Consider the following 21294-nt stretch of genomic DNA (forward strand, 5'->3'; position numbering starts at 1 on the left):
CGAACGGGAGTTGTTTCCACAGTCGCTCACAAGGCATTGGAGAGGCTCGGTATTTCGCCCGGAATTCGTCTTTCCAGCCTGCTCTAAACAGCCCTCGCAGGCCTGATGCGTCATGCCGCTGTCAAAGATTACGAAGAATTCATCTGCCGTACAGTTCGCCGTAACGTGACACCCCCTATATCTCACCTCATCCACCGCTTCCCACCGCCGGGTTGTCCGGCGGCTCCAGTCAGAAGAACAGATGAAGGTAGATCCCATGTCTGAATTGAACGGTCGCTCCCTGAAGACGATCCTGAAGACCTCCACCGCTGCCGGCCTTGCTGCCGTGATGCTGGTCACGGCGGCTCCCTTCGCCGCCGTCCCGGCGCTCGCCGCCCCCGTCGAGGTCAACGCTCCACAGGTGCCGAGCTTTGGCGACGTCGTAGAGGCGGTCCTGCCGGCCGTCGTATCGGTCCGCGTCCAGTCGAACGTCCAGCCTGCGTCCAATGACGAGAATAACTTCTCCTTCAACTTCGGTGGCCGCAGCTTTGAAGACCTGCCGGACGATCACCCGCTCAAGCGCTTCTTCCGTGAGTTCGGCGGCCCCGGCATGGAAGGTCCCGGCGAGCGCGGCCCGCGTGGCGAGCGCGGCCCTGGTCGCCTGCGCCCGACCGCTCAGGGCTCCGGCTTCTTCATCTCCGAAGACGGCTACATCGTCACCAACAACCACGTCATCGATGACGGCTCCGCCTTCACGATCGTGATGAACGACGGCAAGGAATTCGACGCCAAGCTCGTCGGCAAGGACAGCCGCACCGATCTCGCCCTGCTCAAGGTCGACGCGCCCAACACAAAGTTCACCTACGTGAAGTTCGCAGACGACGAGAAGGTCCGTGTCGGTGACTGGGTCGTCGCCGTCGGTAACCCCTTCGGCCTTGGTGGCACGGTGACCGCCGGCATCATCTCGGCCCGTGGCCGCAACATCGGCTCCGGCCCCTATGACGACTACCTGCAGATCGACGCGGCCGTGAACCGTGGTAACTCGGGTGGCCCCGGCTTCAACCTGAACGGCGAAGTCGTCGGCATCAACACCGCGATCTTCTCGCCCTCGGGCGGCAATGTGGGTATCGCCTTTGCGATCCCGGCCTCGGTTGCGACCGACGTCATCGCCAAGCTCAAGGAAACCGGTACAGTGTCGCGCGGCTGGCTCGGCGTGCAGATCCAGCCGGTGACCCAGGACATCGCCGACAGCCTCGGCCTGTCTGAAGCCGCCGGTGCTCTGGTTGTTGCTCCTCAGGCCGGCTCGCCCGGTGAAGAGGCGGGCATCCGGCAGGGTGACGTGGTGACCGCCGTCAACGGTGATCCGGTCAAGGATCCGCGCGATCTTGCCCGCCGCATCGCAGCCTTCGCGCCGAACACCACCGTCGATGTCGCCCTTTGGCGCGACGGAAAGGCGACCGAAGTGAAGGTCAAGCTCGGCGAACTGCCCGCCGACCAGTCTGCGAGCGCCGAAACCGAGAACAATGCCGCTCCGGCTCCGGAAGCCGAGCAGGAACTGTCGAGCCTCGGTCTTTCCGTGCGTCCGGCTGACGGCGGCAAGGGGCTGGCCATTGTTGACGTCGATCCGGACAGCGATGCCGCCGACAAGGGCCTGAAGTCCGGCGAGACGATCACCTCGGTCAACAACCAGCAGGTTTCCTCTGCTGCCGACGTCCAGAAGGTCCTCGACCAGGCCAAGAAGGACGGCCGTACCCGGGCGCTCTTCCAGGTCGAATCGGAGAGCGGCAGCCGCTTCGTGGCGCTGCCGATCAACCAGGGCTGATCATGATCTGACGAAGGGCGCCGGCGGTCGTGGACCGGCGGCGCCTTTTGTCGTTTCCGGCGGTCAGTAACCGCTGTCTCTCAGGAAAGGACGAAGCATGGGGATCGCGGAACAAGGACAGCCGAAGTCCGGCGAAACCGGCTATACGCTGACGGGCACCGACGCTAAAGTCGCGCACATGAAGATACTTGTCATCGAAGACGACCTGGAAGCCGCAGCCTACATGACCAAGGCCTTTCGCGAGGCCGGCATTGTCGCCGATCATGCGAGCGACGGCGAAAGCGGCCTCTTCATGGGCACGGAAAATACCTATGACGTGATGGTTGTCGACCGCATGCTGCCGCGCCGGGATGGCTTGTCTGTCATCAGCGAGCTGCGCAAGCGCGGCATCGACACGCCCGTCCTCATCCTTTCCGCACTCGGTCAGGTCGACGACCGCGTCACGGGCCTGCGCGCCGGCGGCGACGACTACCTGCCGAAGCCTTACGCCTTTTCCGAACTCCTGGCGCGTGTCGAGGTGCTTGGCCGCCGCAAGGGCAAGCCGGAACAGGACATGGTCTACCGTGTCGGCGATCTCGAGCTCGACCGGCTCTCCCACGAGGTGAAACGGGCGGGCAAGGAGATCCTGCTGCAGCCGCGCGAATTCCGCCTGCTGGAATACTTGATGAAGAACGCCGGCCAGGTGGTGACCCGCACCATGCTGCTCGAAAACGTCTGGGACTATCACTTCGATCCGCAGACCAATGTCATCGACGTACATGTCTCGCGGCTGCGTTCGAAGATCGAGAAGGATTTCGACAAGCCGCTTTTGAAGACCGTGCGCGGTGCCGGCTACATGATCAAGGACGAAGGCTGACATGCCGCTCAAGGCCCGTCTCGGTGTGCTGACCAAGTCGACGGCAGTGCGGCTGTCTGCCCTCTACATCCTGCTCTTTGCCCTTTGCGCCGCCTTCCTCGTCTTCTACGTGACGGGGCTTGCCGAGCGCATCCTCAGCAACCAGACCCGCGATGCGCTGCGCCAGGAGGTGACCGAAATTCAGGGCGCCTTCGAACGCGGCGGCATCAACCAGCTTTTGCGCACCATGGAGCGTCGCGCCCGCCAGCCGGGCGCCAACCTCTATGTGATCGCCGGGCCGAATGGCGAGATCCTCGCCGGCAACGTCGCCTCGCTGCAGCCGGGCGTCTTCGATGAAGAGGGCTGGACGGATTTCCCCTTCCGCTACCAGCGCTATACCGATAGCGGCGGCGTCAAACGCCATCTGGCGACAGGGCATGTCTTCATCCTCGAGAATGGCCTGCGCGTGTTGGTTGGGCGTGATCTCGGCGAACCGGGCAAGCTGAGACTGCTCGTGCGCCAGGCGCTGATGGTGGCGCTGCTGATCATGGGCGTCGGCGCCGTCGTCATCTGGTTTGCCATCGGACGCAATGCCTTGAAGCGCATCGACCGGGTATCGGCAGCGAGCCAGAAGATCATGGCGGGTGATCTCTCGCAGCGCCTTCCGGTGTCAGGATCGGGCGACGAGTTTGACCGCCTGTCATCCTCGCTGAACGGCATGCTGGGACGGATCGAGCAGCTGAACGAAGGCCTGAAGCAGGTTTCCGACAACATCGCTCATGACCTCAAGACGCCGCTGACGCGGCTGCGCAACAAGGCGGCCGATGCGCTGAACGAGGATGATGCGCAGGCGAAGAGGGCGGCCCTTGAAACCATTATTGCCGAATCCGATCAGCTGATACGCACCTTCAACGCGCTGCTGATGATCTCGCGTGTAGAAGCCGGCTCCATTGCCGCCGAACTTACCGATATCGACATTTCCGCGATCGCGGCGGACAGCGCCGAACTTTACGAGCCGGTGGCGGAAGAGGCGGGTCAGACGATGATCTGCGAGATCGCGCCGGGCTTGTCGGTCCGGGGAAATCGCGAACTGGTGGGCCAGGCGATTTCCAATCTCATCGACAACGCGATCAAATATGGCAGCCAGGGCGAGGCGGGCTCCGAGGTCCGAGTGCGCGTTGCGGCAGGAAGTGACGGGGTTGAGATCTCTGTCTCCGATCAGGGACCCGGTGTTCCCGAAGACAAGCGATCAGAAGTCGTCAAGCGCTTCGTGCGTCTCGACAAGAGCCGGTCCAAACCGGGCACGGGCCTTGGCCTTTCACTGGTCGAAGCCATCATGGCCCTGCATGGTGGACGCCTAGTGCTGTCCGATACGCGCAGTGATCCTGATCACCCCGGCCTGACCGCGACGATGGTTTTTCCCGGACTGAAGCCGTAACCTGACTTGGTTTGAGATTCGTGGGAGATCTCGACCGGGAGAGGAGAGGCTGATGGGGAACGGCAGGACGAGCAGATTGTCCGATGTGGCGGAGGGCGTGATCCGTCCGCTGAACCAGACGGAGCTCAAGGCGGCCAATGCGCTGCTGAAAGACCTGACGAAACAGGAGCCGGCGCTGGCCGAGCATCTCGCCGCCGATGCTCCGCTGCGCAACTTCGTCCTCTCGGCATTCACCCTCTCTCCCTATCTGCGCGACGTTGCAAACCTGAAGCCTTCCCTGCTGCTCGATGCGGTGTCCCAGCCGCTGGAGCCGCAGATCGTGGATGCCATCGACGAGGCGCGCCGCGCCTGGGCGCCCTCCGCTTCCGGTTCCGTACCGGGCGAGCCGGAGGTCATGGCACGGCTGAGACGCGCCAAGCGCAAGGTCGCTTTTCTCACCGCGCTGGCCGATCTCGCCCGCATCTTCACGGCCCGCGACACCACCGCCTGGCTGACGGCGATTGCCGATGCTGCGGTCGCAGCCGCAATCGACCATCTGCTGCTTGCGGGCCATGACGGCGGCAAGCTCACCCTGAAGAACCGGGAGAACCCGGCTGATGGTAGCGGCTTGATCGTGCTCGGCATGGGCAAGCACGGCGCCCGCGAACTGAACTACTCCTCCGACATCGACCTCGTGATCTTCTACGATCCGGACGCCGGTATCCTGAAAGACCCTGACGACGCCATGGAGACCTATGGCCGCATGATGCGCCGTCTGGTGCGCATCCTGCAGGAGCGCACGGCGGATGGTTATGTCTTTCGCACGGACCTGCGCCTCAGACCCGATCCGGGTTCGACGCCGCTGGCCGTGCCGGTCGAGGCGGCACTGATCTATTACGAGGGCAGGGGGCAGAACTGGGAGCGCGCCGCCTTCATCAAGGCGCGGCCGGTCGCCGGCGACCTGAAGGCGGGCGAGAGCTTCCTCCGGGAACTCGTGCCCTTCGTCTTCCGCAAATATCTCGATTATGCGGCGATCGCCGATATTCACTCGATCAAGCGGCAGATCCATGTGCACAAGGGCCATGGTGCGATCGCCGTGAAGGGGCACAACGTCAAGCTCGGTCGCGGCGGCATCCGCGAGATCGAATTCTTCGCCCAGACCCAGCAGCTGATCGCTGGCGGCCGCATGCCGGATCTGCGCTGCCGCCCGACCGAGGAGGCGCTGAACGCACTGGCCGCCGCCCGCTGGATCGATCCGCAGACAGCCGAAGAACTGACCGACTGCTACTGGTTCCTGCGCGATGTCGAGCACCGCATCCAGATGGTGCATGACGAGCAGACGCATGTGCTGCCGGAGACCGAGGCCGAGCTGAAGCGGATCGCCTTCATGCTGGGTTTCATCGACACGACGGCCTTTTCCCGCGCGCTGGAGACAACGCTGAAGACCGTCGAGAAGCGCTATGCCCGGCTGTTCGAGAAGGAGGAGGGCCTGTCGAGTGCCACCGGCAATCTCGTCTTCACCGGCCAGAAGGACGATCCGGATACGCTGAAGACGCTGAAGGGGCTCGGCTTCGAGCGGCCGGAGGACATTTCCCGCGTCATCAGGACCTGGCATTATGGCCGCTACCGCGCGACGCAATCGGTGGAGGCGCGCGAGCGCCTGACCGAGATGACGCCGGATCTGTTGAAAGCCTTCGGAGAGAGCCGGCGGGCCGACGAGGCGCTGCTGCGCTTCGACAACTTCCTCTCCGGTCTTCCCGCCGGCATCCAGCTCTTCTCGCTGCTCGGCAACAATCCCGCCCTTCTCGACCTGATGGTCAACATCATGGCAGCTGCCCCAAGGCTCGCCGAGATCATCGCAGAGCGTCCGCATGTCTTTGACGGCATGCTGGATCCGGGCCTCCTGGTCGAACTTCCCACCCGCGACTATCTCGGCAAGCGGCTGAAGAGCTTTCTCTCCAGCGCCCGTCACTACGAGGAAATCCTCGACCGGCTGCGCATCTTCGCCGCCGAACAGCGCTTCCTGATCGGCATTCGCCTGCTGACCGGTTCGATCGGTGGCGCCCAGGCTGGCCATGCCTTCACCGATCTTGCCGGCCTCGTCATCGACGAGGCGCTGAAGGCGGTGATTGCCGAGATGGAGGCAACGCATGGCAGGATGCCCGGCGGCCGCGTGGCGCTCGCCGGGATGGGCAAGCTCGGCTCCTACGAGTTGACGGCAGGCTCGGACGTCGACCTGATCCTGCTCTATGAGCATGACGACGATGCGGCGGAATCGGATGGTGCCAAGCCGCTCGATCCCGTGCGCTACTTCACCCGGCTGACGCAAAGGCTGATCGCGGCCTTGTCTGCCCCGACGGCGGAGGGCGTGCTCTACGAGGTCGACATGCGGCTTCGGCCCTCCGGCAACAAGGGGCCGGTCGCAACACGGCTCAGATCGTTTGCGCGCTACCAGCGGGAGGAGGCCTGGACCTGGGAGCACATGGCACTCTCGAGGGCACGGATGATCTCAGGCGATGCGGGGCTTGTGGCCGAGGCGGAGCGGATCATCGAAGAGGTGCTGGCAGCACCGCGGGATCAGGCAAAGACCGTCAAGGATGTCGCCGAGATGCGTGCGCTGATCGAACAGGAGAAGCCGGCCAAGGACATCTGGGATCTGAAGCTGATACCAGGCGGCCTTGTTGATATCGAATTCATCGCCCAGTATCTCGCGCTCGTTGCCCCATCGAAGGGGCACCGTGTGCGCACCAACGAGCTCTCGACGGCGGAGGCACTGAAGGCGCTCGGCGCACTCATCGATCCGAATGATCTCGATACCTGCCTGAGCGCATTGAAGCTCTACACGGACCTGTCCCAGGTCATCAGGCTGTGCATCGACGGCCCCTTCGATCCGACCAACGTGCCGGCCGGCCTGACGGATCGCTTGGCACGGGCCGCAGAGAGCCCGGATGTGAAGACCGTGGAGGCGGAGGTGAAGCGGCTGTCCAAGGCGGTCAGGAAGGTGTTTTCACGCGTGGTGGCCTAAGTTAACACGACCATCACGTTACACTTCATTTTAATGTTATAAATAATGACTTAATTATATTCGAATATGATCTTGCTGTGACACGAGCGGCCTATCGACCGCCCAGCGAGGAGCATCTGAATGAAGAATATCCCGATCGTAGGCAAATTCATCGCCATTATGGCCGCCTTCGGCCTCTTCTCCATTGGAGTTTCATTCTACACCGGAATGCAGATGAGAAGCATCGACACGGGCTATAGCGCCCTGCTAGACGGCGAATCCAGTGCTGCCTTGTATCTAGCTCGTTCGAACCGCTCGATGCAGAACATGCGAGCGGCGATTGGCGACATAGTGCTCTCCCGGACGGCAGAACTCACGAACCAAGCGGACAAAGAGTTTCATACCGCAAAAGAAAGCTTTATAAAGTTCATTGATAGTGCTGCAAAGGCAATGCCTGCAAATGCCGATATCCCTGCACTCAAGAGCGCAGTGTTGAAAATTGTGGATGAGGCATGTGCCAATACGCTGACAGCAGGTCGCGCCGCGACGGATCAGGCCGCTGTCCTGGCCAGCCAAGACCTGTTCCTCACGCAGTGCCAGCCGCAATTTGCAATCATCGCGCCAAAGTTCACCGATGTTACCACGAAGATGACTGAGACTGCTTTTGCACGTAGCGCAAGCCTCACCGATGAAACTATCGTTACTTCGCGAAACAGCGTCATCGGCGTGCTGGCCGGCGTGGCGATTGTACTCGGCGCCGGCTTCTTCGCGATCCGCAGCTGGCTGGTCCGTCCGATCCGTAAGCTGTCCGACACCATGGGCGTGCTGGCCGGCGGTGATCTCTCCGTCAACGTGGATGGTGCGGACCGTCGCGACGAAGTGGGGCTGATGGCCCGCTCGGTTCAGATCTTCAAGGATACTGGCCTGAAGGCTCGCCAGTTGGCCAGCGAGGCCGATGCCGCCCGCAGCCAGACCGAAGCGGAGCGCCTGCGTGCGGAAGAGGCTGACCGCAAGCGCGCGGCCGAGATGGCCGAGGCGACCTCCGGTCTCGCCGAAGGCTTGCAGCGGCTGTCGGAAGGTGACCTCGGCTACCAGCTGTCGCAGCCCTTCGCCCAGGAATTCGAAGGTCTGCGTGCCGACTTCAACGCGGCCGTGGTCAAGCTGCGCGGGACCCTCTCGGCCGTCTCGCAGGCTGCAGGCACCATCGATGGCGGCTCGCGCGAACTGAGCCAGAGCGCCTCCGACCTGTCGAAGCGCACCGAACAGCAGGCGGCCTCGCTGGAGGAAACCGCTGCCGCACTCGACCAGATCACGACCAATGTCCAGAACTCGTCGAAGCGCACCGAAGAGGCCCGCAACATGGCGGCTCAGGCAACAGCCTCCGCCAAGACGTCGGGCGAGGTGGTCGCCAATGCGGTCGATGCCATGCAGCGGATCGAAAGCTCCTCCAGCCAGATCTCGAATATCATCGGCGTGATCGACGAAATCGCCTTCCAGACGAACCTGCTGGCGCTGAATGCCGGGGTGGAAGCCGCGCGTGCGGGTGAAGCCGGCAAAGGCTTTGCCGTTGTGGCCCAGGAAGTGCGCGAACTTGCCCAGCGCTCCGCCCAGGCTGCCAAGGAGATCAAGGAACTGATCGGCAAGTCGGCCCAGGAAGTCGAGAGCGGCGTCAAACTGGTGACGGCGACCGGCCAGGCGCTGAAGGTGATTGGCGACCACGTCATCGCGATCAACGGCCAGCTCGATGCGATTGCCACCTCCGCCCGCGAACAGTCGGTCGGCCTCTCGGAGGTCAATACGGCGGTGAACCAGATGGACCAGACGACGCAACAGAATGCGGCCATGGTCGAAGAGGCGACGGCCGCATCGGCCTCGCTTGCTTCGGAAGCCGAGCGCCTGCGCCAGCTGATCTCGCAGTTCCAGCTTGGCAATTCCGAAGGCGCAAAGCGTCCGGTGGCCGCCAGCAGCAGCGCCCACGCACCCGTCGCCTCTCCGGCACGCCGGATGATGAACAAGGTGGCCGGCGCCCTCGGAATGACTCCGGGCAAGGCCGAAAGCTGGGAAGAGTTCTGAAGAGAGCCCGCAGCCTGAAACAACGAAGGCCGCCCTCCGGGCGGCCTTTGCGGTTCTGGAGATAGGTGGGGGCGTCTCAACCCGCCCGGCGCATCGGGGCAAGCGCGAGGGTTTCAGGGATGCGCATCGACACGACGGTGCCCTGGCCCTCGCGGGAGCGAATCTTGAGCGAGCCGCCATGCAGCGCGACCAGCGAGCGGGAGATGGCAAGGCCGAGGCCCGAGCCGCCCTTCGACTTGGCATACTGGCTCTGAACCTGTTCGAAGGGATTGCCGATCTTGCCGAGCGCACTCTTCGGAATGCCAATGCCGGTATCGGCGATCGAGACGATGACGGCGCCGTCTACCTGACGTGCCCTGAGCGAGATCTTCCCGCCTTCATCGGTGAATTTCACCGCGTTCGACAGGATGTTGAGCAGGATCTGCTTGACGGCACGGCGGTCAGCGATCAGCGACAGGCCCGGCTCGACGCGCTGCTCGACGGTGATGCTCTTCTCTTCGGCAGGGATCGCGGTAAGGCGCATGCTCTCTTCGATCAGCGGGCAGAGATCGATGGTCTCGCAACGGATCTTCATCTGGCCCGCCTCGATCTTCGACATGTCGAGAATATCGTTGATGACGTTGAGGAGATGCTTGCCGCTCTCGTGAATGTCTTTCGCATATTCCTCGTATTTCGGCGAGCCGACCGGGCCGAACATGCGCGCCAGCAGGATTTCCGAGAAGCCGAGGATGGCGTTGAGCGGGGTTCTAAGCTCGTGGCTCATATTGGCGAGGAACTCGGACTTCGCCTTGTTGGCGGCTTCGGCGCGCTGCTTTTCGGCGAGATATTTCTCGTTGGCATCGGAGAGTTCGGTCTTCTGGCGCTCCAGGATCTTCTGCGAGGCCGAGAGGTCGCCGATGGTCGCCATCAACCGGCGCTCCTGATCGCGCAGCCGCTCCTGGTGCCGCTTCAGAACCGTGATGTCGGTACCGACGGAGACGAGGCCGCCGTCACGGGTGCGGCGTTCGTTGATCTGCAGCCAGCGCTCGTCGGCAAGCTGGACCTCCGAAGTACGCGAATTGGTGCCGTCATCGGCATCTGCAATGCGGCGCTGGATGATCGGCTTGGCGGCGGCAGCGAGCACCACGGCGCGCTCCTTGCCGGGGACCAGCACGTCGTCCGGCAGGCCATAGACCTTCTGGAAGTGGCCGTTCCAGGCGACGAGCTTGTCGTTCTTGTCCCAGAGCACGAAGGCTTCCGAGGTGCATTCGATGGCGTCCGCCAGACGCTGGTCGGCTTCGGCGTAGCGCTGGGCCAGGCGATGCTGTTCGGTCACATCCATGGCGATGCCGATGACATGCAATCCGCCGGTGGTGGTCGAGATGATCTGGGCGCGGGCGCGCATCCAGACATAGTGACCCTGGGCGTGGCGCATGCGGAAGATCTGGTCGATGTGCCGCGAGCTGCCGCTGCCGACCGAGCGAGCCAGTGCATAGAGATTTCCATCGTCAGGATGCATCAGGCGCGCGGCATCTGCGAATGCAAGCGGCTGGGTCGAGGGGGGGAGGCCGAGCATGTCGTACATCGAGCGCGACCAGACGAGCTTGCGGCTTTCCAGATCGAAATCCCAGAGGCCGCAGCGTCCGCGCGCCAGCGCCGTTTCGACACGAAGGTTGGATTCGAGGAAGGTGTCGTCTGCCTCGCGCGCCCGCTTCACCTGGTAGAAATAGGCATAGAGGATGACGAAAAGGATCACCGAGATGCAGGTAAAGAGCGTGACGTTGAGCGACAGTTCGCGGCGCCAGAAGTCTTCGACGGCCTGCAGGGAATGGGCCGCGACAATCATCGCGCCGTCGGTCCCGACGGGCGTGAAGATCGCGTGATGACGGACCTTGTTGAAATCGGCTTCGATTGCCCCGGCACGGTTTCCGGACTTGCGGATGGTCATGACATCCGGCAGCAGGCTGGCCAGCGTCGAGCCGACATGACCGGCGGCTTCCGGTGAGGAACCGAAGACGCGCCCAGCAGGATCGACCAGCAGAACAAACGCGCCGTTCGAAAAGTGCTCGCTGTCGAGAAAGGCCGAAAGGCGCTTCTCGGCGCCCGCACGATCGCGGGCGTCGAAGAGTTCGGAACGATCACCCAGAGCCGCATTGACCGTGGCCGCGATGAGCGCCGTCGATTGACGGACGGCCCCTTCCATCCGCTGGTACTCGCTCATGATGCCGATGGTGCGGGCGAGCGCCACGACCGTGAGGAAGGCGAGGATCAGGATCGGGATCGCCCGGCGCAGGACCGTCTCGATCCGCTGCGAACGCGGCGAGGCCTGGGCCTGAACCGGAGCATTTGCTTGCGACGGTGACCCGAAACCCTGCCCCCCGATCCGCTTGAAAAATTCGAAGATGTCCGAAAATTTGATGCGCAGCCGCTCATCGGCTGCGGTGACCCGCCGCGCGTCCAACATCGTCCCTGCCTCTGTCCCTCGTGTGATTCGAAGCGCCGCTCGCCCGAATCTGACGCCAAGGAATCATGGCCGATTCGCCTTGTCCAGACCGGGAGCGTAAAGAAAATATTAACCCCTTGCTCCGACTCCGCTTTTTTATTGGCGGTGTGGCAAGAGGCTGAATCTGATGGGAAATCAGGCGATGCTCGACGCTCTGAAAATGTTCTGTGGACGAAAAAGGCGCCGGTGTTGCCGGCGCCTTTCAGAAGGAGGTGAGGGGTCGCTTCAGCCTTTCAGGACCCGCTCGACGATATCGCGCACATCGGTGGAGAGCGCTGCGGAGGCTTCGATGGTCGAAAGCGCCGCGCGCGCCTTTTCAGCGCGACCGGGTTCCAGCAGGCGCCAGGAGCGCATGGCGGTCAACAGGCGGGCGGCGAGCTGCGGATTGCGCGGGTCGATCGCCAGGATCTGTTCGGCAAAGAACGTATAGGCCGCACCGTCCGCGCGGTTGAAACCGGTCGCATTGCCGAAGGCGAAGGTGCCGACGAGCGAGCGGACGCGGTTCGGATTGCTCGGCTGGAAATGCGGGCTTGCCATGAGGGCCTTGACCCGTTCGAGGCTCGCGGCACCCGGGATCGTCGCCTGGATGGTGAACCACTTGTCGAGGACAAGCGCATTCGAGGCAAAGCGGGTCTCGAAGGCGGCGAGTGCCGCCTTTGTCTCGGCCGCATCCGGGAAGCGGTGGGCAAGGATGGTCAGGGCCTGCGACAGGTCCGTCATGTTGTCGGCCTTGGCAAACGCCTCGGCGGCCAGCGCCGGGGTGTTTTCCGCCAGCGACAGGAAGGACAGCGCAATGTTCTTCAGCGCCCGCTTGCCTGCACCTGCGGCGTCCGGCGAGAAGGGGCCGGAAGCGGAGTGGGTGGCGTAGAGCGTGCGGAAGACATTGGCGCCTGCCGTGGCGATGGCGCCGAGCACGGCCTGGCGGCCGGCATGGATGGCATCCGGGTCGTTGTTGCCGCCCAGTTCGCGGGCGATGTCGGCTTCGCTCGGCAGCGTCAGCGCCTGGGCACGGAAAGCAGGCTCCAGTGCCTCGTCGGCAGCAACCGCGAGCAGCACATCGATGAAGGCCTGGCTGGTCGGGACGGAGCTGCCCTCGCGCGCGGTCTTTGCCGCTTCGGTCAGGACCGGCAGGGCAAGATCGGTGATGGCCTGCCAGCGAGCGAAGAGATCACTGTCGTGTCGGGCAATATGGCCGAGATCCTCGGCGCTCTGGGCGAAATGCAGCGTCACCGGAGCAGAGAACCCACGGTTGAGCGAGACGACCGGGCGGCTGCCGATGCCGGAAAAGGTAAAGGTCTGGGCACGCTGGGTCAGATGCAGCACATCGCCGGTGACATCGCCGCCTGATATCGCGGAGGCCGAGGCTTCCGAGCCGTTTTCGGAGATGAGCGCGAAGCGAAGCGGAATGTGCATCGGCTCCTTCGTGCTCTGGCCGGGGGTCGCCGGGATCATCTGCTCGAGCGAGAGCGTCAGCGTCTTGGCGCCGGCATCATAGGCCGAGGAGACCGTGATCTGCGGCGTGCCGGCCTGGTGATACCAGAGTGAGAACTGGGTCAGATCCCGCCCGCTCGCATCCTCGAAGCACTTGACGAAATCCTCGACCGTCGCGGCGTCGCCGTCATGGCGTTCGAAATAGAGGTCCATGCCCTTCTTGAAGTCGTCGCGGCCCAGAATGGTCGCGATCATGCGGGTGACTTCGGAGCCCTTCTCATAGACCGTGGTCGTATAGAAGTTATTGATCTCACGATAGGTATTGGGGCGGACCGGATGGGCCAGGGGACCTGCATCCTCAGGGAACTGTTCCGAGCGCAGATGGCGGACTTCCGCAATGCGCTTCACGGAACGGGAGCGCATGTCGGCGGAGAATTCGTGGTCGCGATAGACGGTCAGGCCTTCCTTCAGGCAGAGCTGGAACCAGTCGCGGCAGGTGATCCGGTTGCCGGTCCAGTTGTGGAAGTATTCGTGCGCGATGATCGCCTCGATATTCGCGTAGTCCTGGTCGGTCGCGGTCTCGGGATCGGCAAGCACGTACTTGTCGTTGAAGATGTTGAGGCCCTTGTTCTCCATGGCCCCCATGTTGAAGTCGGAGACGGCGACGATCATGAAGATGTCGAGATCGTATTCGCGGCCGAACACCTCCTCGTCCCACTTCATCGAGCGCTTCAGCGCATCCATCGCATAGGCCGCGCGCGGCTCCTTGCCGTGTTCGACGTAGATCTTCAGCGTCACCTCACGGCCGGACATGGTGGTGAAGGTGTCTTCCACCACGCCAAGATCGCCGGCGACCAGTGCAAACAGATAGGACGGCTTGGGATGCGGATCGAACCAGGCCGCGAAATGCTTGTCCGGGCCGAAGCCGGCGCCGCCGAGGAAGTTGCCGTTGGAGAGCAGCAGCGGATTGGCCGCCTTGTCGGCGATGATGTTGATCGTATAGACGGCCAGCACATCCGGACGGTCGGGGAAATAGGTGATGCGGCGGAAGCCTTCGGCCTCGCACTGGGTGCAGTAGATGCCGTTCGAACGGTAAAGCCCCATCAGCTGGGTATTGGCTTCCGGATTGATCATCGTGACAACGGTGATCTCGAAGGGCGTCGATTCGGGCAAGTCGCGGATGGTGAGGCTCTCGGGCGTTGCGGTGTAGCGTGCCGGATCCATCTCGATCTGATCGAAGAGCAGGCTCGTCATGGTCAGATCGTCGCCATCGAGCACCAGCGGCGCAGCCGGATCGACACCTTCGCGGCGATGGAAGATCAGGCGGGCTTCCACCTTGGTTTCCGTCGGGTCCAGTTCGAAGGTCAGATCAACCCGTTCCAGAACGAAATCGGTGGGGCGGTAGTCTGCCAGATGAACGATCCGGCCCGTATCTGTGCGCATAGTGTGTCCTGGTCGCTGCGGGGTTGGCCATCACGGCGCGAGCGGGAACACTCGGAGCCGATGAGGTCAAGTTGGCGGGGATGATTGCAGCAATTTCTGAACGATTGTTAAAACACGAGCTAATTTCGACAATGCTCTTGATCAAACTGCCGCATTTCTTTTGCTCCAACGCTTCGTTGGGGCCCGACACCCAAGAATAGTCGCGCATTCAACTTGGCAGGAGCAGCCTGGTATTTTTGAGATCGATTATTTCAGCCGCAACTGCTGTCGCAGCAGGTCGTCACTGTCCAGGTTCTGGACGATCACACCCGACCAGCCGAGCCCGTCGTAATCTTCATAGCCAAGGGTCTTGGCGAAGGCCACGATGGCGCCACTCTGGTCGTAATAGCTGCCCTTTCCCAGATTCCGCGGATTGTTCAAGGCGAAATGGGTGTAGATCCGCTCGGGCCGCGAGGATGCAATGACCATGTTGCTGCCGTCCAGCAACAGCACTTCCGTGCTTGCCGCAACCTGCGGCGGCAGGTTCGCCTCCTTCTCGACGATGGCCTGGCCCTGGGCCTTCCAGTCGAAATAGACGCCCAGCGTGCCAAGCAGTGCGCCATCGGTTTTGCCGCCGGCACGAATGCCCGTGGCATAGATCAAAATGTCGCGATCGTCGTGGAGTGGTGAGCGCCGCACGGTGTCGACCACATAATCGTCTCCACTGCGGCAGGTCCGGGCGGCGCGGAACCAGTCCTCGTTCGAGAGATCCTTGTTGACGAGGTTGCGCTGGTAGCGCGGATTGGCGGACGCAATGACCCTGCCTTTGGCATCGGTCATGACCAGATCGAGATAGACCGTATAGAAGCGGTTGATGACGCCAAGCCGCGCCGCGGCATGCTGCACCCGTTCCGCGGAAGGCTGTTCCAGGGCTTCCCAGAGGGCGCTGTCGGTCGCCCACCAGCGCACGTCGGCCGTTCGCTCGAAAAGGTTGCGGACAATGAACTGGACGAGCGTCTGGGCCAGGTCGATCAACCTCACGCCTTCCATCTGCTCGACGAGATCGTCTGCCATATCGCGGCTTTGCCGGATCCGGCCAAGGACGTTTTCCTGGAAGCGTTCGGCAGTTTCGTTGGCGCCCTGGGCAAGTCGTTGCACTTCGTTGGCAACCACGGCAAAGCCTTTGCCGGTCTCTCCAGCACGGGCGGCTTCGATCAGCGCGTTGATCGCAAGCAGCCGGATCTGGCGCACGATATGCGCGTTATCGGCACTGAAGCGTTCGAGGTCGACACCGATGCTTTCGGTGACGAGGCGCATGGACCGGGGCGTGGCGCGGATTTCTGAAACGGAACTGGTCTGATATTCGGCCTGCGGCATGACGCCAACCCCGGTCTTGAAAAACGGTCCACTGAAAAAGCAGACGCCGAGGCGTCCATTAATATGACTTATTATTAGGAAAGATAGTTTCCTCGATTCAACGAGACGTTAACGGCGCATGGCCAGAAATGCGGTGTTTCTGACCCATTTCTGGGGCAAACCTCGCGTGATCCGGGGTTGCGAAGCACGATTGGGCATGCATGCTGTGAGATGACGATTCATCAGCCGGACCTTTGACGGCTTTCCCATTCCGCACGCATCTGCGCCGCCTGTTTCAAGATTTCATTCCCATGGCCTTTGCCGATCCCAACCCGCTGCGCGGCATCGTGCTGAAAGTCTGTTCGGTCACGGTCTTCGTGGCCATGCAGGCCTGCATCAAGCTCGCCGGAAGCGGTATCCCGCCGGGACAGATCAGCTTTCATCGCTCCGCTTTCGCGATCGTCCCGATCATCATCTATCTGAGCTGGCGTGGCGAATTGCGCAGCGCCATGCACACGGACAACCCCTTCGGCCATATCAAGCGCGGCCTCCTCGGCGTCTGTGCCATGGGAGCGGGTTTCTACGGCCTCGTTCACCTCCCGCTGCCGGATGCGATCGCGATCGGTTATGCGATGCCGCTGATTGCGGTCGTGTTCGCCGCCGTATTTCTCAAGGAGACGGTCAGGCTCTATCGCTGGACCGCCGTCGTCGTCGGCCTGGTCGGCGTGATGATCATCACCGTGCCAAAGCTGTCGCTCTTCGGCGAGGAGGGGCTGGGATCCGATGCCGCCATCGGCGCTCTCGCGGTGCTGGTCTCGGCCATCCTCGGGGCAGGGGCCATGCTGCAGGTGCGCCAGCTGGTCCGCGAGGAAAAGACGGCGACGATCGTCTTGTTCTTCTCGCTGACGGCAGCGCTGCTTTCGGCCGTCACCTGGTTTTTCGGCTGGGCCGATCTCTCCTGGACCGCGCTCGGCCTGCTGGCGCTTGCCGGCTTCTTCGGTGGTCTCGGGCAGATCTTCCTGACCGAGAGCTATCGGTTCGCCGATGTCTCGACGATCGCCCCATTCGAATATTGCTCGATCATCCTTGGCTCGATTGCGGCCTACATCCTGTTTTCGGAAGTGCCGACGGTCACCACCTTGATCGGGGCGGCGATCGTCGTAGCCGCCGGGATCTTCATCATCTTGCGCGAACACCGGCTCGGTCTTGAGAGACGGGCAGCACGCAAGGCGTCCACCCCGCAGGGCTGATCAGCGATCGCCGTCCGACAGGGGCGACACGTTGTCGGCGCCCTGCATCGGTAGCACGGCGGCCTGAAAGTCGGCCTTGGCCGAAGGCCCTGTCGTGTCTGGCCGCCGTGTGATGCGCCAGGCGGCGTAGCCCGCATAAAGCGCGAAGGCCAGCCCGAGGAAGAAAATCAGCGCATTCGGTCCGAACCACTGCATCAGCGTGCCGGCCATGATAGGGCCTGTCACCGTCCCCATGCCGTAGAGGATCATGATCGCACTGGAGAGTGTCACATACTCGTCCGGCTCGGCGAGGTCGTTGGCATGGGCGACATTCAGCGAATAGACCGGATAGAGCACGGTGCCGACGAAGAAACCGGCGACATAGAGTGCGTTGGCGTTCCCCGCGCTGAAGGCGATCATCATGCCGCAGGCGCCGACGCCGAAGAGACCTGAGGCCACCATCACCAGACGTCGGTCCATCCGGTCGGAGATGCGTCCGATCGGCACCTGGGCGAGCGCCCCTCCCGCGAGGAAGGCGGCGAGCAATGTCGCACCCTGCGCGGTCGTCATGCCGATCGTCTGCGAATAGACGCCGCCGAGACTGCCCCAGGTGCCGGAGAGGGCGCCCGACAGGAGCGAGCCGAAAAAGGCGATCGGCGAGCGGCGATAGAGCCGTTTCAGGTCGAAGCGCGCCTCGGCGATCGGTGTCGGCGACTGGGCGGTCGACAGCGCAACGGGAAAGAGCGCGAGCGAGAAGATCAGCGCGCAGATGATGAACAGGTTTGGCCCGTTCACATCGCCAAGCGGCACGATGTACTGCCCGCCGATCGAACCGACGAGGCAGGTCACCATGTAGACCGAGAAGAGTGCACCGCGATTGGCGTTGGTCACCCGTTCGTTGAGCCAGCTTTCGATCAGGAGGTAGGCGCCGGCGATGGCAAAGCCCGACAGCCCACGGAAGATCATCCAGGCCCACCACTCAACGACAAGTGCGCACAGCAGGATGGAGACGGTCAGCAGGGTGATCAGGGCCCCGAACACCCGCACATGGCCGACACGCCGCACGAAGATCGGCGTCACGATGCAGGAAACCGTGAAGCCGAACGTGTAGCCGGTCGCGATGACGGAGATGATGAAGGTCGACCAGCCCTCGTTCAGCGACCGGATCGGCAGCATGTAGCCCATCAGGCCGAAGCCAGCCATCATCAGGAGCGTCGAGAGCATCAGGGTGGTGATTGATGCGAGACTGGACAGCATTGTACCTCTACCGGGCATTTCGAAGCAGGATAGTGCCAGCAATGCATGCCACATCAAATGGTGAAATACGACGTCACCTTGCGCATTTGCGGGTGCGTTAAGCATTCTCCCGCATTGTCCGGCAATAAAAGATTGAAACCGCGCGAGTAACTAGTTTACCTTCACAACAAATGGTGACGGAGAGGTGCCAGACACAAGATCTGGCGTCGGATACAGGGTGTTGATGGATATGGGCAGATCAGGAGCAGGGATTGAGGAGCACGCGCCACGCGCTTCGTCTTTCCTGCGTCTCTGTCTCAGCCGGTTTGCCGAGCGAGGCGGACTGCCATGACCCTGTCTTCCCACGCCATCGCCGGTCATCCCGACTTCATTCCCGCCCTGCGCGTCTATGCCTCCAAGCTGCGGGGTCAGTTCGACCAGAGCCCCAGGCTCTCGCGCATGCTGGCCTCCCACCAGCGGTGGCTTCTCAGCCAGGCGGCCTTCGCCTTGCAGCTGGAATACGATCCGGCCCAGCCAGGCAGCGGTCTGACCACGACCAATCTGCGGGAGATCATCACTTCGAACAATGCCGCAAGCCGCAACACGGTCCTGAATTTCCTCGATCAGTTGCTGAGCTACAAGTTCGTCCGCATAGCCGGCGATCCGAACCGCCGACCGAAACGCTACGAGGCGACCGAATTGCCGACCAAGGCCATGTTTCAATGGCTGATGACGAATTTCGAGCTGCTCGACCGCCTCGACGGTGGCGACAGGGCGACGACGCTTGCCGACCAGCCAGGCCTGTTTCGGCAGATCCAGCCGCAGATTGCGCGCCGGGCCTGTCTGGAGCCGAAATGGCTGGAGCCGCCGCCGCGCGTGGCGCTGTTCCTGTGGACGGAAGCAGGTGGTCTGGTCATGGACGAACTGGTCCGTCGTGCCATGGAGCTATCGCCGGATGCCGATGGCTATAACATCGGTCGAATCGATGCGCGCGTGATGGCCGAGCATTTCATGATTTCCCGCACCCATCTCCAGCGCCTGTTCCGGCGCGCCGTTGAAAGCGGATGTCTTTTCTGGCCGGACGGTGATCGCAATCACTGCATCCTGCGGCGTGACTTCCTCGACGAATACTGCGGCTGGCAGGCCATCAAGTTCTCCATCGTCGATTTTGCCTTCGAACGGATCTGCGGACCGGTTCCGATGGACAGGGCTGATCCGCGCCTCGGCGCGGTCGGCGGTCATTGAAACGAAACAGGCCCGCGCGTGGCGGGCCCGATCCAGACACCGGACTTGCGGCGATCAGAAGCCGAGCGGCTGAAGCGCGCGGTCGACGCTCCTGTCCTGCGCCTGCTTGCGCTTGCGTGCGGCCACGGAAAAGGCTTCCGACGCGCTGACGGCGTGCCCGATATCGTTCATCGCCTGACGCAGGCTGCGGACGGGGTGAAATGGCATGGTCATGGTCTTATCCTCTGCTCTGAATGCATATCGACTTGGAGCGATTGATCAATGCACCAGGCAATGATTATCGCAACGCACAATGCGGAAGGCCTGATATGCGTTCCCCGCATATGGCCTGTCTTCCAACCGTATGAAAACGCGGGATCTAGATGCGGAAGTCCGAGAAGACGGTGGCCGGACGCGCGATTCGGCCAGCATGTCCGGTGAAGCGAGCGCTCAATTGTTCGGCCGAAACGGCGCTGCCACTGCGATTGTACGGGCTTGCGCCACGACCGGATTCGCCTGCGAGACGGAGTGTCTCGAACTTGCAATGGATAGGACGGGTGCGAAGGCTCACGGCGGTCTTCCTTTAAAAGTGTCCCTCCCACTTTCAACAGGATATATCGCAGTGCAGCATGGATTCGACAAGCAGCGCAACTGCGACACTGCCATGCATTTTTCGCATGGCAGTTTTCATAATTCGTTTACGTTGCCGATTTTTTAGCCGCTTTCGCCGGTCAGTCGCTCGGAGAAGGCAAGCAGGTCCATCCAGGCCAGCGCCTTGCTGGCAGGCGCGGCAAGCAGTTCCTGCGGATGCAGTGTCGCCAGTGCCTGCACACTATGTCCACCGGCGCCGATCTCCCGCCACTTGCCGCGCAGCGCGTGGATCGTTCCGGTTTCGCCGAAGAAGAAGCGGGCGGCAAAGTTGCCCAGCACCAGCACCAGACGGGGTTCCGCAAGCGCGATCTGCCGTTCGATGAAGGGTCGGCAAATGGCCGTCTCCGGGCCCGACGGCATGCGGTCGCCCGGCGGCCGCCAGGGGATGATGGTGGTGATGGTGACGGTCTCGCGGCTCTGGCCGATGGCGGCGAGCATGCGGTCGAGCAGCAGGCCGGCGCGGCCCGTGAATGCCTGGCCTTCGCGATCGTCATCGGCGTTGGGCATCGGGCCGATCACCATGATGCCGGCCGTGCCGGCGCCCTCGGCCGTGATCGTCGAGCGCGCCGAGGTTTTCAGGTTGCAACTGGCGAAACCCTCGATCGCCGTCTTCAACTCGGCAAGCGAGCGGGCACTTTCAGCGGCAAAGCGGGCCTCGGCGATGGCATTCTCGTCCGGGATCGCCGGCAGCGTCGAGCCTTGGGCGGGCTGCGCGCGGGCTGGCTGGCGCTCTGACGGTGCGGCACTCCGCGAGGGTGCGACGCGTGCCGGCACCTGCCCTGACGATGTATCGGCTGCAGGGCGAGCCACCTGCCGCGCTGTCTTCTCCGCCTGAAAAGCCGCGATGCGGTCGACCGGATCGTCTTCCACAAGCCATTCGACGCCCGCTTCCGCATGAAATGCGAGAAGCGCTGCGAGCTCTGCGGGCGTCATGTCGCTGGCCTGGATCATGGTCCCGTTCTAGTGCGATCGTGAGGGGGAAGGCAAATGGAAAGCGCGGGGCGGCCGACCACGATCAGCCCTCATCCTGAAACGGGAGCGAACGCGACATCAGAAGCGCGGAGGCGGGCTCCATCTGCCCCTCATCCGCCCTTCGGGCACCTTCTCCCCGCAGGCGGGGAGAAGGCCGATCT

General features: G+C 62.8%; 14 protein-coding genes. 7 read left to right on the forward strand and 7 right to left on the reverse strand.

All coding sequences use genetic code 11. From position 1 onward, the window contains the following. Positions 1 to 256: 256 nt before the first annotated feature. The 5 genes from H6M51_RS16295 to H6M51_RS16315 all read left to right on the forward strand — a co-directional run bounded on the left by H6M51_RS16295 (position 257) and on the right by H6M51_RS16315 (position 9130). A complete protein-coding gene (locus tag H6M51_RS16295; RefSeq protein ID WP_185810875.1) occupies positions 257 to 1801 on the forward strand; it encodes a Do family serine endopeptidase in 1545 nt (514 codons plus the stop codon). A gap of 97 nt (positions 1802 to 1898) precedes the next feature. Next, positions 1899 to 2657 carry a response regulator transcription factor gene (locus H6M51_RS16300; protein ID WP_348644508.1) on the forward strand — a complete coding sequence of 253 codons (759 nt, stop codon included), beginning with the start codon at positions 1899 to 1901 and terminating at the stop codon, positions 2655 to 2657. Position 2658: 1 nt separating this feature from the next. Further along, positions 2659 to 4074 carry a HAMP domain-containing sensor histidine kinase gene (locus H6M51_RS16305; RefSeq protein ID WP_185810876.1) on the forward strand — a complete coding sequence of 472 codons (1416 nt, stop codon included), beginning with the start codon at positions 2659 to 2661 and terminating at the stop codon, positions 4072 to 4074. A 52-nt stretch (positions 4075 to 4126) separates the two neighbouring features. Continuing rightward, the gene (locus tag H6M51_RS16310) at positions 4127 to 7078 is read left to right on the forward strand and encodes a bifunctional [glutamine synthetase] adenylyltransferase/[glutamine synthetase]-adenylyl-L-tyrosine phosphorylase (protein WP_185810877.1); all 2952 of its coding nucleotides are present in this window, start codon (positions 4127 to 4129) and stop codon (positions 7076 to 7078) included. Between the two features lie 120 nt (positions 7079 to 7198). Continuing rightward, on the forward strand, positions 7199 to 9130 hold the full coding sequence (locus H6M51_RS16315; RefSeq protein ID WP_185810878.1) for a methyl-accepting chemotaxis protein: 1932 nt from the start codon (positions 7199 to 7201) through the stop codon (positions 9128 to 9130). Between the two features lie 76 nt (positions 9131 to 9206). Here H6M51_RS16315 and H6M51_RS16320 read toward each other — a convergent pair whose 3' ends face one another. The 3 genes from H6M51_RS16320 to H6M51_RS24870 form a co-directional block, all read right to left on the reverse strand. Continuing rightward, on the reverse strand, positions 9207 to 11573 hold the full coding sequence (locus H6M51_RS16320; protein ID WP_185810879.1) for a PAS domain-containing sensor histidine kinase: 2367 nt from the start codon (positions 11571 to 11573) through the stop codon (positions 9207 to 9209). A gap of 264 nt (positions 11574 to 11837) precedes the next feature. Continuing rightward, positions 11838 to 14486 (reverse strand): aminopeptidase N, encoded by a 2649-nt coding sequence (gene pepN, locus H6M51_RS16325; RefSeq protein ID WP_185810880.1) that lies wholly within the window; start codon positions 14484 to 14486, stop codon positions 11838 to 11840. A gap of 246 nt (positions 14487 to 14732) precedes the next feature. After that, positions 14733 to 15842 (reverse strand): methyl-accepting chemotaxis protein, encoded by a 1110-nt coding sequence (locus H6M51_RS24870; protein WP_185810881.1) that lies wholly within the window; start codon positions 15840 to 15842, stop codon positions 14733 to 14735. A 290-nt stretch (positions 15843 to 16132) separates the two neighbouring features. Here H6M51_RS24870 and H6M51_RS16335 point away from each other — a divergent pair, with 290 nt between their 5' ends. After that, positions 16133 to 17071, forward strand: a complete 939-nt coding sequence (locus tag H6M51_RS16335; protein ID WP_185810882.1) for a DMT family transporter — start codon at positions 16133 to 16135, stop codon at positions 17069 to 17071. Here the strand turns inward: H6M51_RS16335 and H6M51_RS16340 are convergent, their stop codons facing one another. Beyond that, a complete protein-coding gene (locus H6M51_RS16340) occupies positions 17072 to 18307 on the reverse strand; it encodes an MFS transporter (RefSeq protein ID WP_185810883.1) in 1236 nt (411 codons plus the stop codon). It lies immediately after the preceding gene. Positions 18308 to 18634: 327 nt separating this feature from the next. On the opposite strand from H6M51_RS16340, the gene H6M51_RS16345 reads away from it, so the two are divergent. Beyond that, the gene (locus H6M51_RS16345) at positions 18635 to 19531 is read left to right on the forward strand and encodes a hypothetical protein (protein WP_185810884.1); all 897 of its coding nucleotides are present in this window, start codon (positions 18635 to 18637) and stop codon (positions 19529 to 19531) included. A gap of 54 nt (positions 19532 to 19585) precedes the next feature. Here the strand turns inward: H6M51_RS16345 and H6M51_RS16350 are convergent, their stop codons facing one another. The 3 genes from H6M51_RS16350 to H6M51_RS16360 form a co-directional block, all read right to left on the reverse strand. Then, positions 19586 to 19744 carry a hypothetical protein gene (locus H6M51_RS16350; protein ID WP_185810885.1) on the reverse strand — a complete coding sequence of 53 codons (159 nt, stop codon included), beginning with the start codon at positions 19742 to 19744 and terminating at the stop codon, positions 19586 to 19588. 145 nt (positions 19745 to 19889) lie between these two features. Further along, the gene (locus tag H6M51_RS16355) at positions 19890 to 20081 is read right to left on the reverse strand and encodes a hypothetical protein (RefSeq protein ID WP_185810886.1); all 192 of its coding nucleotides are present in this window, start codon (positions 20079 to 20081) and stop codon (positions 19890 to 19892) included. 143 nt (positions 20082 to 20224) lie between these two features. Then, positions 20225 to 21112, reverse strand: a complete 888-nt coding sequence (locus tag H6M51_RS16360; protein ID WP_185810887.1) for a uracil-DNA glycosylase family protein — start codon at positions 21110 to 21112, stop codon at positions 20225 to 20227. Positions 21113 to 21294 lie beyond the last annotated feature (182 nt).

This window comes from Rhizobium sp. AQ_MP, from assembly GCF_014237835.1.
GTDB lineage: Bacteria > Pseudomonadota > Alphaproteobacteria > Rhizobiales > Rhizobiaceae > Allorhizobium.

Excerpts from the sequence above, each read along its gene's own strand:
- H6M51_RS16320 (WP_185810879.1), bottom strand. The coding sequence starts at position 11,573 with ATGTTGGACGCGCGGCGGGTCACCGCAGCCGATGAGCGGCTGCGCATC.
- H6M51_RS16310 (WP_185810877.1), top strand. The coding sequence starts at position 4,127 with ATGGGGAACGGCAGGACGAGCAGATTGTCCGATGTGGCGGAGGGCGTG.
- pepN (WP_185810880.1), bottom strand. The coding sequence starts at position 14,486 with ATGCGCACAGATACGGGCCGGATCGTTCATCTGGCAGACTACCGCCCC.
- H6M51_RS16350 (WP_185810885.1), bottom strand. The coding sequence starts at position 19,744 with ATGACCATGCCATTTCACCCCGTCCGCAGCCTGCGTCAGGCGATGAAC.
- H6M51_RS24870 (WP_185810881.1), bottom strand. The coding sequence starts at position 15,842 with ATGCCGCAGGCCGAATATCAGACCAGTTCCGTTTCAGAAATCCGCGCC.
- H6M51_RS16315 (WP_185810878.1), top strand. The coding sequence starts at position 7,199 with ATGAAGAATATCCCGATCGTAGGCAAATTCATCGCCATTATGGCCGCC.
- H6M51_RS16360 (WP_185810887.1), bottom strand. The coding sequence starts at position 21,112 with ATGATCCAGGCCAGCGACATGACGCCCGCAGAGCTCGCAGCGCTTCTC.
- H6M51_RS16300 (WP_348644508.1), top strand. The coding sequence starts at position 1,899 with ATGGGGATCGCGGAACAAGGACAGCCGAAGTCCGGCGAAACCGGCTAT.
- H6M51_RS16335 (WP_185810882.1), top strand. The coding sequence starts at position 16,133 with ATGGCCTTTGCCGATCCCAACCCGCTGCGCGGCATCGTGCTGAAAGTC.
- H6M51_RS16295 (WP_185810875.1), top strand. The coding sequence starts at position 257 with ATGTCTGAATTGAACGGTCGCTCCCTGAAGACGATCCTGAAGACCTCC.
- H6M51_RS16345 (WP_185810884.1), top strand. The coding sequence starts at position 18,635 with ATGACCCTGTCTTCCCACGCCATCGCCGGTCATCCCGACTTCATTCCC.
- H6M51_RS16305 (WP_185810876.1), top strand. The coding sequence starts at position 2,659 with ATGCCGCTCAAGGCCCGTCTCGGTGTGCTGACCAAGTCGACGGCAGTG.
- H6M51_RS16340 (WP_185810883.1), bottom strand. The coding sequence starts at position 18,307 with ATGCTGTCCAGTCTCGCATCAATCACCACCCTGATGCTCTCGACGCTC.